Origin of the sequence: Cecembia rubra, assembly GCF_003014575.1 — a bacterium.
Taxonomy (GTDB): domain Bacteria; phylum Bacteroidota; class Bacteroidia; order Cytophagales; family Cyclobacteriaceae; genus Cecembia_A; species Cecembia_A rubra.
On sequence record NZ_PYGF01000007.1, the window covers coordinates 17,733 to 33,154 of the forward strand.

Consider the following 15,422-nt stretch of genomic DNA (forward strand, 5'->3'; position numbering starts at 1 on the left):
TGCCCGAGATATTCCTTAGAAATTTTACACCAAAGCCCTCATTTTTCACGAACTCAAAACACCCAACAATCAATAAACGAATCGCCTAAAACTACCAGGTCCTCTTACTCATGATCTGATCCAGTTCCTGTCTTGTCATGGTACCAAGCTCAGGATGTTTTTCCAGCCATTTGAGAAAGGCAGTTTTGATTTCATCTGTCCATTGGCTGTCAATTTCGCCGGTGCTGTAAATGTTATTTCTCACCATTTCAAAGCCAAATTTGTCTTTGCGCACCACAAATTCAGCAACTGAGATAACTTGCTCAGCCAAATGTGCCGGAACAAAAAGTACCCCTTCGATGGTAGCAATCACCAAATCACCCGGAAGCACTATCGCACCACCTATCCGGATTGGTGTATTAAGTCCCATTAGGACCATTTCTTCGGTAAAAGAAGGGTGAAAATCCCGAACAAAGGCGTTGAACCCCGGCATATTCCTGATTTCCTGTAAATCTCTGGCTGCTCCGTCGAAAACAACCCCATTTCCTGATTTGCTGAATATGGAATTGGCTAAAGTAGATCCCATGATGGGTCCTCCAGCAATTTTGCCAAAAGCATCGGCTACATACAGGTCTCCTTCCACAAGGGTATCTATGGGCCAGGAATTGGTATTGCCTTTTCGGCCTTCTTTGGCACCCCTTTCTTTAATCTTTTGCTCCACATCCGGTCTGCTGGGCAAATACATGGCAGTGACAGCACGTCCTGTCATTAAGGTTTCATTTACCATTTTCCACCCACTTTCGTATTGATTGTGATACCCCTCATTTCTAAGTGCATTCCAGGCATCATCGATCATGATGTGTTTGGCCCTCTCCAATAGATCATCAGGAATTCTAGGCCTCCCGTCAGGGAAACGCTCCCCTTTCCACTCTGAGGTCAGGAAAATCATTTCTTCCCTGGAAATGGTTTGGGCAGAAAGCCAACCTGTTAATAAAACAAGATTGAAAATCAGGACAAATACTTTAGTGTTCATGTTTTTGAAGTTCTATTTTTAAAAGTTTGGGTCAATTTTGATTATCATCCCCCATTACATCATAACCTTTCCATTTGAATTCCCTGGCAAGCCCTGAGGCGGCGGGCCAGGCTATATCATGTTGCTTGCTTGCTACCCACTTCCTTCTGTTTTCTTCAGTATCAAAAGAAATCATGATCTGATAGTTGTAGGTGGTAGGTTCAGCCTGAATTTCCTTGGACAGATTTTCAGGGAACAAGCGTAGCAACTTGGAACCCAGGTACCCTTGCTGCACCACCATTGCAGGGACATATATGGAATAATACATTTCCTCAAAAGCCTTCGCATTTTCTTTATCCACCACAAACTCCATCTGAAGCACCATAGCTTTGGGTTCTATCAAAGGCTTTGTTATGGCAAGACTTTTTTGTTGAGGTGCCGCAATCCCTATTACCAAAACTTCAAGATCCTCGTTTCCATCGGTGGAAAAGCTTAAGGTTTCTCCTAATGCTCCCCAGAAAGCATCATGGGCTTTAAAATTTAAGGTTTCCTGCCCTATACTGAGCACTCCTTTTCCTTTGGTAACGTAATAGACCTCTTCGAATCCCTCAAGTTTCCGGGTGATACCTTTCCCTCCGACGGGAATGACAACATGGTCAACATGATTCCAATCGGTTTGAAACACCTCAGGTCCCAGAATCCTGCGGTACAAAACCCCCTCTCCAGAATATGCAGGATTACCGGTCCTTAACTTTTCTTTTTCCAACCTGCCATTGACAAAGGTAGGTACAGGGTCAAGGCTAACCCCGACACGGGCATCACCCAAATCAAAAGCATCAGTTCTTCCTTTGGTGCGGCTTACCGCGAAGTTGAGCCAGGTCAGACTTGCATCTGATGGGTTGAAAATGGCATGGGAATCTCCCATTTTGCAGGGAACCACAGCAGGTCCTTTGATTTTAGCAGTACGTCCATTGACTGTAAATTCTGCCTCTCCATCCAGGATAACAAACATTTCCTCGATGGAATGGTGAAAATGATGACCTATCCCAGACTTCCCCTGAATTTGGCCGGCATGAAGGTAAAGAAAGTTGGTGGCCAAATCATTTCGTCCTATCAGTTGGGTAAAACCCATTTTACCAGCGCCTTCATGGACCGCAGATAATTCTCTATATTTTGCCGGGTCATTGGAAATGATCCTTTCCTTTATGGTTTGGGCTGTTGACTGGACTGCCAAGGCCATGATCAGTAAAATGAATAGCTTTTTCATAGGTTCTATGGGTTTGGTTTAATTTATCAAAATTCCAAGACTTATCAATGGGATTATGGAATGGGCTTCGCTTAGACTTCTTTACTTGAGAAGAACTTATTATTTACGTTCTGGCAAAGCATAAACCACATATCCTTTAGGCAAGGCTCCTGGTTTTTTGGAATGATTGTAACTGTCTCTTGCAAAATTAGATGTGGCGTTGATGACCAGGTATTGCCTGCCGTCCAATACATACATACTCGGTTGTGCATTGACCTCATGGCTAAGGGTTTCCTCCCATAATATCTCGCCATTATCCGCATCAATAGCATATAATTTCCCGCCTTTTGCAGTAGAAAATACTATTCCCGTGGAAGTAACAATCATCCCCTTCCTTAGAACACCACCTGGAGCCCCCTTGCTTTGATCTCCCTGCACATAAAGCGAATCCTGTCCAACAGGTCTTCTCCATGCAATGGTTCCTTCATTCAAGTCATAAGCGACTAGAGAAGACCATGGCGGTGCAGCCAATCCCGGCCAATCCAGCCCATAGTCAGTGGTGTATCTAACCGGAGGATGGTCCACTCCCTCAGGGTAATCGGACATGGGAGCTACCTTGCTTTCATCAGGTATAATAGTGGCACCTCCCGATGCTACAACCGGTCCATCTGGCATTCTAGGTTCCAGGTTTCTCCGGAAATTCATTGTCGCTGGATTACCGCCAATGTACCGGTACATCGCTTTCAAAATTTCTTCGTCCACATGGACAAATCCAGGCATTTGGCCCTTGCCATTGATCACTGTGTTTCTGAATTCATCATAAAACAAGTATTGTCCTGCATTTCGAAGGGCCGGTGCAGATCCACCTGCCATATCTTTACCATGACAAGTCTGACAGGTTGAATTATATAACGTGTGCACCCTTTGAAGGTCATTGGAAGACAAATCAATTTTTGGCGGCTCAACTTTATTAAGTCTGTATATAGATGCATGTTCCTGCGTCAGGATGTACATCATGCCATTTGTCGGGTTGGAAGCTGTATTTCCATAATTTGCACCTCCCAATGCCCCTGGCATGGTAATGTTTTCATGTTTATCGGATAAAGGAGTATAAAGACCTGATTTTGCTTCATCCACTCTTTTGTACCAAAACTGTTTGATGCTGTCCGGGAAATAGGGGTTCAGGGTTTCTTTGGTCACTTCGTTTCTCGTGAATGTGGGAAGTGAAGGAATGGGTTGCGTAGGCCAGGCTTCTTCTCCGGGCATTTCGCTTGGAGGGAAGGGTTTTTCTTCTATTGGGAAAAGAGGTTCTCCAGTGACCCGGTCAAATACAAAAACAAATCCATGTTTAGTGGCTACGGCCACTGCATCAATTTTCTTCCCCTTATGCTTAACCGTCAACAACTGTGGAGCAGAAGCCAGGTCATAATCCCACAAATCATGGTGAACAGTCTGAAAATGCCAAAGTCTTTTTCCCGTTCTTGCATCTACCGCAACTAAGGAGTTACCAAATAGGTTACTTCCTATCCTGTCCGCACCATAGTAATCATAAGTGGGGGAACCTACGGGCAAGTAGGCAATCCCTCTTTTACTGTCCACAGAAATTTCACTCCATACATTTACACCTCCTACATATTGATAGGCATCTTTCGGCCAAGTTTCATATCCGAATTCCCCAGGCTGGGGCAGGGTATGAAATATCCATTCCATCTTTCCCGTTACCACATTGTATGCCCTCACATGACCTGGGGCAGAGAAGTAATTCTCTCCCGGTGCAGATCCAATAATCAGAAGGTCCTCAAATATAACCCCAGGCATCATGGGCTGGATTCTACGGATGGAACTTGGTTCACGTCCAACTCCTTCCCTCAAATCTACATAGCCATTCCTTCCAAAACTTAGTATAGATTCCCCTGTTTCGGCATTGATGGCCTGAATGGTATTATTGATGGTAAAGATCAGGCGCTTGTCTTTTTTGTCTTTGCTTTCCCAGTAATTGATACCTCTTCTGGTCAATCCGTTCAAATTGGCATGAATCCAAATTTCTTTACCGTTCCGGACATTTACAGCAATCAAAGAGGAGTTTTTGCCCATCACATACATCACCGTATCTACAATAATAGGACTGAAAAAATAGGGCGTTTCGTCTTCAGTAGGATATATCCACGCTACTTCCAACTGATTTACATTCTCCTTGGTAATATAATTTGCCTCAAAATATCTAGACTGTTCGGGGGAGCCCCCATAATGTGTCCAAGTGGAAAACCCGGAATCTGGACTTCCTTTTTGGCAGGAAGTAAGCAAAAAGATAATTACTAAAGCATTTAAATTTCCAACAAAGGGTAGTTGCAATGCTTTTAAAAATAGGTTCATTAGGTAAGGGGTTTAGTAGGTTCTGGCTTCTTAATCCCAAGACCGAATGACAGCTTTTGAAATTTGGTTTCAATTCCAGGACATTCAGAATAGGCAGGTCTGGGGAAAAATCAACTGCATGAATTTATACCCATGCCCCTTTTTTTACAATAAAATCGCATGGTAAATCAACCACTCATAAATTTTTATTCTAAAACTTACCTTATTTTTAGAATAATTGTGGGGTGAAGCAGAAAAAATCTGCCATCAGAAAACAACATCAGGTCAACTGTACTGCCAAATTGGAGAATTGTAATTGTAAGGCTCAATCAAATTTTTTAACAAAACCTAGTATAAAAATATAATTATTGAGCCTATCTGTCAGCAATTGGTCCTATTCAGTGCAATCTTTATCGCTCACCAAATCCAGCCGGTCAAGCAGGCTGTGTCTTCCAACGTTCATGCATCCAAACCCATTGGGTGGGATCGGCTTCAATCAACCTTTCAGTAGCTTTGGAAAGAGTCTGTGTATTTACCAATATATCTTCCTGCTCATTACCAGTATCCAAAATAGATACCTCAGGGTAGACTCTTAACTGCTGAACATGATTTTCATCAAGATGGATTCCCACAGGCACTACCTTAGCTCCGGTGCGAAGGGCAAAAAGTGCTGCACCTATAGGAGTAGAGGCAGGAATGCCCATAAAATCCACAAAAACGCTTTTTACCTTGGTATCCTGATCAATAAGCATGGCCACTACCCCGCCGGATTTAAGGTTACGAACAACCTTAAGGGTATCCTTTCCCCTTTCAATTGCTTCAGCACCTCTTCTACGTCGGTTTTCCATCATCAATTGGTTTAATCGGGGATCTTTCTGCTGGGTTCCAATTATTTGAGGCTTATAATCCATCAAAGCCAAATATGTCCCTACCAATTCAAAGGCACCAACATGTGCAGTCAGGACAATCACGCCCTGCTGGGCCCTGAGTGCTTCTTCCAGGTGTTCCTGACCTGAGATTTGCACTACTTTTTTAAAGTCCTCTATTTCAAACATGTTCACGGATCTAAAAATATCTGCAGCATTTTTTCCGATCATGACAAATACTCTTTTGGCCATTTTTTCGATTTCCTTTTCGGAAATACTGCCTCCGTACACCAATTGAAGATGCCTAAGGGTCTTCTTTCTGGCATCTCCTACCAGGTAATAGGCCATTTTACCTAAAAATCCACAATTAGAAAGCATCAGTCTTCTAGGTGTGATGCTACAGAAAAATAGCAAAGCTTTCACCAGACGATAAAGCAAATAATACTTGATCTTTTTAAAAATTGGCCTCTTTTTGGACATCGTTAGTAAATTATTTAAACAAAAATAATGGGATTTTTGAATTTCCGGCCTGAGATATGGAAACTGCATACTTCCAGATATGGAAAATGACGCAAAATTCGGGTACAATGGAAGTATTCTTTAAAAAACATATTTTAAAATTGGGTCGGAATGAAATGAATTCTATTGAAAATAAAGCGAGAAGTTTCGAATATTCCAGTATTTAGTCAAATTCGCCTCAATGATATGAGTTATTAAAAAGTATGAAAACTCCAAATTGGAAAAATGAATTGCCTATAAAACCTATTTCTAAAAATCAGGTGGATATCTGCCGCGGGCCTTTATCATTGAGCGAAAAAGAAAGAGATTTATTTTTGGAAATACTCTCACCAGAAGAGAAAGAGAAGGCATTTAGATTCCATTTTGAAAAAGATAGAACCGCTTATATTGCCTCAAGAGGAATGTTACGGCTATTTCTCTCTCATTACATGGAAGAAAAACCTGAATCCATCCAATTTGAGTACAATGACTTTGGAAAACCTTTTTTGAAGAATGGCATTTATGACAAAAAACTTCATTTTAACCTTGCCCATGCTGGAAATCTCGTGTTATTTGCTTTTACTTCCGATCAGGAAATAGGCATAGATGTAGAATTTATAAGGGAGGATTTTTCTATAGATACAATTGTAAATAATTACTTTTGTTCCCAAGAAATACAAGAAATTCAAAAACTAGATCCCTCGGCTGCATTCACATTATTTTTTAAATTTTGGGCAAGAAAAGAAGCCATTCTCAAAGCGATGGGAAAAGGATTATCCTTCCCTTTGGAAAAATGTAATGTATCCCTTGTCCGAGGCCTTGATTTTTCAAGGGTCATCCTTACAGATACTCAAGAGGTTGATAAAGTCTGGTATGTAATGGATCTTTTATATGAAGATAAATATACAGCTGCATTGGCATTAAAAAAGCCCGAGGTGGAACTTTCATTTTGGGATTTTCCAATGGGAATGTGACAAAAAAGAGGCTGTATCATAAGCCAAATGAAGGCCCTGAAAATTGGCTATATGAAATTAGATCCAGATACTTACCAGAATAAAAAAGGGGCATATCAATCATGATGTGCCCTTTTTTAATTACAAACTCCAGGTATTACCGATTTCTGAAAGGGGAACACAGCCTCTATACTCTCCTGGAACAGGATCATAATTGAGGTGCTTCACACCGATTTCTTCTGAGGAAAAATAACCCCATAAAGTCATGGATTTCAAACTTCGGTAAAATCCAACGGGTTTTTGCTCTCCAACGGCTGTTCCCCAAACTTTGGGATTGAACTTGGGAGACTCAGCCTCCTTATTTTTAAAAACAGCCATTCTTTCTTCCATATTCAAATCTGCAAAGACTTTGCCATGGCGCTGTTTACACTCCTCATTGAATTTTTTAATCTCATTCACCACATTTTCCTGCGCTTTGGTATCATAGGTCTTGGCAAAAACCAAATCCAAAAAGATATCTGTCTTCACATCCAAAGCCCCTGGGGTTTCTGTTCTTGGCAACAAAGTATCCACAAAGGCAGAAATAAACTTAGCCTGATCTTCACTTAGAAAAACAGGCGCCCAATCCAAGCGGTTTTGTTGCTTACAGGATTGTAAAAGAGAGAAAAGTGAAGGCACTGCAATTGCAGATCCAGCTAAGAGGGCTGACTTTTTTAATGCGTTTCTCCTATTCATAGCATCAAAGGTTAAATTTTTTCAATTCAGTAACAGCATGATGAGCTGCCCTGGCAGTCAAAGCCATATAAGTCAAAGATGGATTGACACAGGAAGAGGATGTCATACAGGCGCCATCAGTAACAAATACATTTTTACAGGCATGCACCTGGTTGGTGCCATTCAAAACAGAAGTTTTGGGATCTCTTCCCATTCTGGCTGTACCCATCTCATGGATACCATATCCTGGCTCATGCTGGTTGTCGAAATCCACAATATCCTTTAAGCCGACCCTTTCCAACATTTCTTTGGCATCTTCTCTGATCTGCTTATTGAGCGCTTTTTCATTTTCCTTCCATTCACAGTCAATGGAAAGTGTGGGTTGCCCCCATTTGTCCAGAACATCTTTATTGAGATAAACCTTGTTGTCATGATAAGGTAGACATTCAGCAAAGCCTGTGATAAAAAATTCCCAAGGTCCTGGCTTCATCAAACTGTCTTTGAAGTCTCCTCCAAAGTTCTCCAAATTGGCTCCTGCACCCCATCCACTTCTTCCACCTCCTCCTTGGAATCCAAAGCCACGGACAAATTTATCCGACCTGGTTTTTTCATCCAGATTGACATAACGCGGGATATAGATACCGTTGGGTCGTCTTCCTTTGAAATATTGATCCTCAAAACCATCCACTACCCCCATGGCTCCAATACGGTAAGTATGATCCATCAGGTTATGGCCCAGCTCACCGCTGTCATTCCCTAGTCCATTTGGGAAGCGGCCAGAAGTAGAGTTAAGCAAAATTTGGGTAGAACTCAGTGCTGAAGCATTGCAAAAGATAATACGGGCAAAATATTCCATTACCTCATTGGTCTCTGCATCTATGATTCTTACACCGATAGCCTTTCCTTTTTCCTCATCGTAAATGATAGATTGTACGATTGAAAAAGGCCTGATTGTCAAATTGCCTGTGGCATTGGCTGCGGGTAAGGTAACCGCATTGCTACTGAAATAAGCCCCGTAAGGACATCCCCGGTCACAGCGGTTGCGGTATTGGCACTTCCCTCTTCCATTCAAGGGCTCGGTCAAATGTGCCACCCTACCAATAATCAGATGTCTACCGGGATATTCTTTTTCCAATCTGCCTTTGACATGTTTTTCCACACAATTCAATTCCATTGCAGGTAAGAAATGACTATCCGGCAAATGAGAGAGACCTAAAGACTCCCCACTGATTCCGGCAAATTTTTCAACATAGGTATACCAAGGCTCTATGTCTTTATATCGTATGGGCCAATCCACACCATGTCCGTCTTTGGCATTTGCCTCAAAGTCTAGGTCTGACCATCTGTAACATTGCTTTCCCCAAAGAATAGACCTTCCACCCATTTGGTGTGCCCTCACCCACATGAATGGCTTGACTTCGGTGTAGGGGTTTTCCAAGTCATTGGCATGGAAATGCTCGTTGGTTTCACCAATAAATCCGGATCTACCTCCTTTATAATGCTTCTTTTGGAGCTCAGGAGAAATGCCACCCCTCAATTCCATATCCCAAGGATCAAGGTTCATTGTGGGATAATCTTTGACATGCTCAACCAAGCGCCCTCTTTCCAGAACTAGTGTTTTTAAGCCGTTTTCACAAAGCTCTTTCGCCGCCCAGCCACCGCTGATGCCTGATCCTATGACAATGGCATCATAGGTCATATTTTGTTTTGCATCAATATTAAAATTGGCCATATTGTTTTACGTTTAAGGCAATTAATATAAGTATATAGCAGTGAAATAGCATGGGACAGTATCAAAAAATGGATGAAAATTTAGCAAGGAGAAAATTCTTGATTCAAACGGCCGTTATAATGGGAGCTGTAACTGCCCCTGTATTCCCTACTTTAGCTTCCATTAGATTGGAAAATAAAGACCTGACCATCAAAGAAGTGATTGAAATACTGATCAAGGATATTCCCGGAGCACCTTTTGAAAGAACGGTGGATCAGTTAAGATCAGGAAACATGGATCAAAAGGTCACCGGAATTGTCACTACCATGTTCCCTACCTTAGATGTAATTGAGCAGACGGCCAAAATAGGGGCTAACCTCATTGTGGCACATGAAACTCTCTACTATAATCACCAGGATGATACAGATTGGCTGGAAGAGGATGAAGTATTTCAACTCAAAAAAGCGCTTATCGAAAAAAACCAAATTGCCATCTGGCGCTTCCATGATTATTGGCATAGAAGAAGGCCTGACGGAATAGCAGAAGGTAATCTCAAAAAATTGGGCTGGGAAAAATATTACAATCCCGAATCACCAAGGCTTTTAAACTTACCGCAGCCTCAGCCTTTAAGAGACATTCTTGCGCACATCAAACAACAGTTTGAGATCCCTCAGGTACGTCTCGTGGGAGATCTGGACCAAGTTTGCAAAAGCATTTATCTGGCCTTTGGGGCAATAGACAGCAGGATGATCATTGCTGCCATACAAGAATACCAGCCTGACCTGATCCTCAGTGGTGAAACAAGGGAATGGGAAACCGTGGAAAGGGTCCGGGATGGCAGGCTGTTGGGAAAAAATACCGCCTTGATGATTTTGGGACATGAACTCAGTGAAGCCCGCGGAATGGAATTTGCAGCAGAATGGATTCAAGAGAAAATACCGAACATCAAAGTAAGTTATATTGCTTCTGGAAATCCTTTTCAGTTTGTTTGAGGCAATTTGCATTAATTCCGTCAGGTTTTTTCAGTAAATTCATTGAAACCATTTTTAGCCTTTTTGCATTTTAATAGCATTAGCTTAAACTGAAACAATCTTTATGGAAAAGCCTGATTTCAATATTGAAGAAGTCAATAAAATTATCCGTGGACGCAGGTCCATGTTTGTGGCACAATTCAAAGAAAACGACCCTGTAGATGATACCATCATTGAGGAAATATTGGAAAATGCCAACTGGGCACCTACCCATAAACTAACAGAACCTTGGAGATTTACTGTTTTCACAGGAGAAGGCCTGAAAAAACTGGGTGATTTCCAAGCTGAACTGTACAAAGAAAGGGCCACTAAAAGCGGCAACTTCATGGAGGCCACTTACCAAAAACTCAAAGAAAATCCGCTAAAAGCCTCCCATGTAATCCTGATCAAAATGAAAAGAGATCTGAAGGCCAATCTTCCGGTGATGGAAGAAATAGCAGCGGTAGCCATGGCAGTACAAAACATGTACCTGACAGCCACTGCCCACGGATTAGCCTGCTATTGGGGTACAGGAGGCATGACCTTTTGGCCTGAAGCTAAAGAATGGTTGGAATTAGGTGAAGAAGACTTGATGATGGGATATTTCTATGTGGCCAAACCTGCCACTGAAAGATGGCCCGAGGGAAGGAGAAAACCTGTTGAAGAAAAAACCCAATGGGTGAGATAACCTAAATATTAAAAAACATCAGGCATTGGGTCAAACCATTGCCTGATGTTTTCTGTTAATTACGATTACATTGCCCTGAATCTTGGAGGCTCAATACCATGAGAACGCATATAAGAAATGGCCGCACCACGGTGATGGGTAACATGGTCATCAATCAAAGCAACTACCTGTCTTCTTGTCCCTCTCATACCAAAAATATCTATAGTTTCTGCTAGCTGTTGTGCAGACAAAGCGGCAACTGTAGATCTGGTATAATCATAACAAGCAGTTACAAATGATTTCAGTTCGGCTTTGCTTACCGGTTTTGCACCCAAATCAAAGGTAGGCTGGGCTCCATTTAGAAAATTTTGGCTGATGCCTGCCGAAGCAGATGCCAAGTGAATAATTTGCTCTCTAAAACTCATTGCTGATTCATGAGGTTTAAAATCCAATAAATCATCTGGCATTTTATCCACAACTTCAAGAGTGAACTGTTTTCCGTTTTCCCATTTAGCAGAAAACTCTTCCATGGTAGTTTGGGCAGATAAATTTGCCTGAAGACCCAGACCAATCATTAACACAAAAGCTAATGTGAATACTTTTCTAATCTTTTCCATAATAAATTGATTTTGAGGTTCTTTTATAAATATCCAATTTCTAAGCCTCAATTCAAACGATTTTGATAAATTTGAGACCATGTCAATGCATTCTAACAAGTTTATTTTCATTTTGTTCCTCCTTACTTCCTGTACAGGAGACTTTCTTCCTAAACCCTTGGGATACAATAGGATTGATTTGCCGGAAAGAGTATTTGTTGATTTAGAGGAAGGCAAGCCCTATTCTTTTCAGCATTCCATTCATGCTTTGGTGGAGGCAGACTCATTCAATCTTCAGGAAACATCCTGGATCAATCTCAATTACCAAGGCCTTGGAGGAAAAGTACATTTCACCTACCTAGAACTGGACACAAAAGGGAAAGACATCAAAATTGTTGTAAATGATGCCATTAACTTAACTGCAAAACACCAAATTAAAGCATATGGCATTGAAGAATCAATACTTAGGACACCAAAAGGTTACACTGGGGTAGTGGCTGAACTGAGCGGAGAAGTTCCTACACAGTTCCAGTTTTTTGTAACAGATTCAACCAAACACTTTCTAAGGGGAGCGCTCTATTTCGACACTGCTATGAAAAACGACTCCCTGGCTCCTGTCATAGAATATATCAAAGTAGACATGGCGCACCTGATCAACACCTTAGAATTTAAAAATTAAGGGCTTTGTGGAACCTGCCTATAAAATAAAACCTACCAGAAAATTACCCAATTGGATTAATTTCCTGGTAGGCTTTGAATATATACTAAATTGGCACCTAAATACTGAATTTAACTTTAACTCATTTTAAGTTTTTTCCAGTTTCGGATAATAATCCATCCCCCTGCCAAAGCTACAAGACTGGCAATACCTGCTGAAAGTAATTGGTCATATATCCAGAATCCTACCGAAAACAAAGCGGCGTAAACCATAATCGATCCTGTCAACATCATTCCGATTTCCATTGGCAGCTGACCTTGCTCCTGTTGTTCTTCAGGATATTTGTTCAATAGATTTTTCCATCCAATAGCTGCCGGTTTGACTTTTCTGTAGAAAGACAACAGAATTTCTTCCTTCTCAGGCTTGGTCATTAGGGTCACCAAAATCCAACCCACGGTAGTAATACCTACTCCGTAAAGTAGCTTTAAATAGGATAGGTGTTCTGGAATATCGATTATGCCGAACCTTGGATTGATACTTTCAAAGAAAACTGCTACAATAAATGAAATAATCATCGCGGCGATTTCAGTATAAGCGTTGATCCTCCACCAAAACCACCTAAGAATAAATATCAGGCCCGTTCCGGCACCTATCTGTAAAAGTATATTGAAAGCTTCCAAAGCAGATGAAAGAGCCAAGGCCAATACTGCCGCAAAAACCATCAACAAGACAGTGGATATCCTTCCAACGGCCACCAATTCTTTATCACTTGCATCAGGTTTCAGAAATCTTAAATAAAAATCATTCACCACATAAGAAGATCCCCAATTCAGATGTGTGGACAAGGTAGACATTACAGCAGCTATCAGGGAAGCCAAAACTATGCCGATCAATCCGGTTGGCAAGAAAGTAAGCATGGCAGAGTATGCCAGGTCATTGCCTAATTTATCTACAGGAATATGCGGAAAGGCTTCTTGCATATCCGAAACCTGTGGAAAAATGATCAAAGAAGAAAGTGCAATGATAATCCAAGGCCAAGGCCTCATGGCATAATGTGCAATATTGAAGAACAAAGTTGCTCCCATGGCATTCTTTTCATCTTTGGCCGAAAGCATCCTTTGGGCGATATAGCCTCCACCTCCTGGCTCTGCCCCTGGATACCAAGTAGCCCACCATTGAATTGCCAAAGGCATGATCAATAAAGGAATTACCAGATTCCAATCATTGAAATCAGGAAACAGGTTGAGTTTGTCAGCAACATTGGGGTGAGTCAGCAAATTGTTCAATGAACCTATTTCCGGCATGTCTAACACATATATGGCCGCACCGATCGCACCAGCCATTGCTATAAAAAACTGAAAGAAATCCGTTAGCAAAACTCCCTTTAAACCTCCCAAGGAACTATAAATAACAGTTACCACCGAAGCCAAAAGTAAGGTTTCATAGGGCTTCAATCCCAACATCACCCCTCCGATTTTGATAGCTGCCAAGGAAACTGTTGCCATAATGACCACATTGAAAAACACCCCAAGGTAAATCGCTCTAAAGGCCCTTAAAAAGGCCGCAGGTCTGCCTCCATACCTTAATTCGTAAAATTCCAGATCTGTGGTCACCTCAGACCTCCTCCAGAGTTTGGCATAGACGAATACCGTCAACATACCAGTCAATAGGAAAGCCCACCAAACCCAGTTGCCTGATACCCCATTGGTCCTCACTATATCAGTCACCAAGTTTGGAGTATCTGCTGAGAAGGTCGTTGCAACCATAGAAACCCCTAATAACCACCAGGGCATATTGCGGCCTGAAAGAAAGAATTCCTTTGCCGAAGATCCTGCCTTTCGGGAAGTCAACACCCCTATCAGCATGGAAATCACGAAGAATGCCAAAATAATGGCCCAATCAATTAGGGAAATATGCATAGGTATTTGGGTTAGTACTAGATGTAAAGTTTTTTAAATTTTTTAATTTACTCCATGTAACTTGTTGAATAAATTTTTCTAAAGTAAATAATTATTCAAGAATTGCAAAACAGGACTTACCAAAATCAAAACATTTGCATTTAGATGAAAAAATGCTTGGGAACCTAATTCCAAGTATTATGCTAGATTTACGGGAATTTTGAGAAGGCTTTTATGCAACTATTAAATTGGTTAGAAAAAATTAAACTCCTTTATGGACTTGAAATCCAAGAGAACCAAATCAGACCGTTTGGTGATGGCCATATCCATCAAACATATCTGGTTGATTTAGGAGATAAAAAATTGATCTTGCAGCGCTTTAATTATCAGGTTTTTCAATATCCTGAAAGGATTTCTCATAATCATGACATCCTGATACGGGAAATTGATCCGCAGAAATTGCCTTTCATTTTGCCACTTCCCATACCCAATATTCATAGCGAATTATTTTCTGTGATCGAAGGGCATTATTTCAGGTTAGCCCCATATGTAGAAGGCAAATGTGTGAATGAGGTAAATTCCGCCCATCAAGCCTATTTGGCGGCAAAAGCTTTTGCTCAGTTTATCGTAGCTGGAATACATATCAAGTCCTCCTTACTGCAAGAATCCATACCCAATTTCCACGATCTTCAATTGCGTTATCAGCAACTTTTGCAAGCAGTGAGCAGCACCCAAAGACAGGTAACAGGTGAGCTAAAGGAATTGGTAGATTTTTATCTCGGTCAAAAACCTCTTGTCGAGGAATACAATTTTTGGAAAAGTCTTCTTCCTCTTAGAATGACCCATAGTGATACCAAAATCAATAATCTGATTTATTCTGATGATTTTTCCAAAGTCAATGCCGTCATTGACCTGGATACCATCATGGCCGGTTATGTGTATTACGATTTCGGGGATTTGGTACGGACTGTAGCCTGTACAGAAGGCGAATCCTCGCAAAATTGGGAAAATATCAAGGTGGACATGCCCAAATATGCAGCCTTATTACAAGGGTTTCAGGAAGTAGGAGATGGTGTTTTTACTTCAGAAGAAATACAATCCCTTCCTTTTGGCGGCCAAATGATGACCTGCATCATGGGCTTCCGTTTTTTGGCCGATTACCTTAATGGTAATATCTATTACACCATCCACTATGAAGAGCAGAACCTTCACCGGGCCAAAAATCAGATGCTGTTACTGAAAGCCTTGCAGGATATGTAATC

13 protein-coding genes are annotated in these 15,422 nt (G+C 41.4%); 5 read left to right on the plus strand and 8 right to left on the minus strand.

Translation table 11 applies throughout. The features are described 5' to 3' along the window. Positions 1 to 91: 91 nt before the first annotated feature. From CLV48_RS12790 to CLV48_RS12805, 4 genes are all read right to left on the minus strand, one after another. The gene (locus CLV48_RS12790) at positions 92 to 1,012 is read right to left on the minus strand and encodes an RraA family protein (RefSeq protein WP_106567689.1); all 921 of its coding nucleotides are present in this window, start codon (positions 1,010 to 1,012) and stop codon (positions 92 to 94) included. Between the two features lie 31 nt (positions 1,013 to 1,043). Continuing rightward, complete coding sequence (locus CLV48_RS12795) at positions 1,044 to 2,258, minus strand: cupin domain-containing protein (protein ID WP_106567690.1); 1,215 nt, start codon at positions 2,256 to 2,258, stop codon at positions 1,044 to 1,046. Between the two features lie 99 nt (positions 2,259 to 2,357). Beyond that, complete coding sequence (locus CLV48_RS12800; RefSeq protein WP_106567691.1) at positions 2,358 to 4,610, minus strand: outer membrane protein assembly factor BamB family protein; 2,253 nt, start codon at positions 4,608 to 4,610, stop codon at positions 2,358 to 2,360. 413 nt (positions 4,611 to 5,023) lie between these two features. Continuing rightward, positions 5,024 to 5,935, minus strand: coding sequence for a lysophospholipid acyltransferase family protein (locus CLV48_RS12805; protein ID WP_106567893.1), 912 nt, complete (start codon positions 5,933 to 5,935; stop codon positions 5,024 to 5,026). 242 nt (positions 5,936 to 6,177) lie between these two features. On the opposite strand from CLV48_RS12805, the gene CLV48_RS12810 reads away from it, so the two are divergent. Next, positions 6,178 to 6,927, plus strand: a complete 750-nt coding sequence (locus tag CLV48_RS12810; protein WP_106567692.1) for a 4'-phosphopantetheinyl transferase family protein — start codon at positions 6,178 to 6,180, stop codon at positions 6,925 to 6,927. Between the two features lie 120 nt (positions 6,928 to 7,047). Here the strand turns inward: CLV48_RS12810 and CLV48_RS12815 are convergent, their stop codons facing one another. Together CLV48_RS12815 and CLV48_RS12820 are read right to left on the minus strand one after the other, a co-directional pair. Then, a complete protein-coding gene (locus CLV48_RS12815) occupies positions 7,048 to 7,641 on the minus strand; it encodes a gluconate 2-dehydrogenase subunit 3 family protein (RefSeq protein WP_106567693.1) in 594 nt (197 codons plus the stop codon). A gap of 4 nt (positions 7,642 to 7,645) precedes the next feature. Then, positions 7,646 to 9,352, minus strand: coding sequence for a GMC oxidoreductase (locus CLV48_RS12820; protein ID WP_106567694.1), 1,707 nt, complete (start codon positions 9,350 to 9,352; stop codon positions 7,646 to 7,648). 68 nt (positions 9,353 to 9,420) lie between these two features. Between CLV48_RS12820 and CLV48_RS12825 the strand changes: the two genes are divergently transcribed. Next, positions 9,421 to 10,323 carry a Nif3-like dinuclear metal center hexameric protein gene (locus CLV48_RS12825; protein ID WP_245889551.1) on the plus strand — a complete coding sequence of 301 codons (903 nt, stop codon included), beginning with the start codon at positions 9,421 to 9,423 and terminating at the stop codon, positions 10,321 to 10,323. A 103-nt stretch (positions 10,324 to 10,426) separates the two neighbouring features. Beyond that, positions 10,427 to 11,029: a nitroreductase family protein gene (locus CLV48_RS12830; protein WP_106567696.1), complete on the plus strand. Its 603-nt coding sequence runs from the start codon at positions 10,427 to 10,429 to the stop codon at positions 11,027 to 11,029. Between the two features lie 65 nt (positions 11,030 to 11,094). Here the strand turns inward: CLV48_RS12830 and CLV48_RS12835 are convergent, their stop codons facing one another. Beyond that, positions 11,095 to 11,625 carry a DinB family protein gene (locus tag CLV48_RS12835; protein ID WP_106567894.1) on the minus strand — a complete coding sequence of 177 codons (531 nt, stop codon included), beginning with the start codon at positions 11,623 to 11,625 and terminating at the stop codon, positions 11,095 to 11,097. Positions 11,626 to 11,704: 79 nt separating this feature from the next. Here CLV48_RS12835 and gldD point away from each other — a divergent pair, with 79 nt between their 5' ends. Further along, positions 11,705 to 12,283, plus strand: a complete 579-nt coding sequence (gldD, locus tag CLV48_RS12840; RefSeq protein ID WP_106567697.1) for a gliding motility lipoprotein GldD — start codon at positions 11,705 to 11,707, stop codon at positions 12,281 to 12,283. 116 nt (positions 12,284 to 12,399) lie between these two features. Here gldD and CLV48_RS12845 read toward each other — a convergent pair whose 3' ends face one another. Next, the gene (locus tag CLV48_RS12845) at positions 12,400 to 14,181 is read right to left on the minus strand and encodes a sodium:solute symporter family protein (protein WP_106567698.1); all 1,782 of its coding nucleotides are present in this window, start codon (positions 14,179 to 14,181) and stop codon (positions 12,400 to 12,402) included. 213 nt (positions 14,182 to 14,394) lie between these two features. Between CLV48_RS12845 and CLV48_RS12850 the strand changes: the two genes are divergently transcribed. Further along, positions 14,395 to 15,420 carry a phosphotransferase enzyme family protein gene (locus tag CLV48_RS12850; RefSeq protein ID WP_106567699.1) on the plus strand — a complete coding sequence of 342 codons (1,026 nt, stop codon included), beginning with the start codon at positions 14,395 to 14,397 and terminating at the stop codon, positions 15,418 to 15,420. The last annotated feature ends 2 nt before the right edge of the window (positions 15,421 to 15,422 follow it).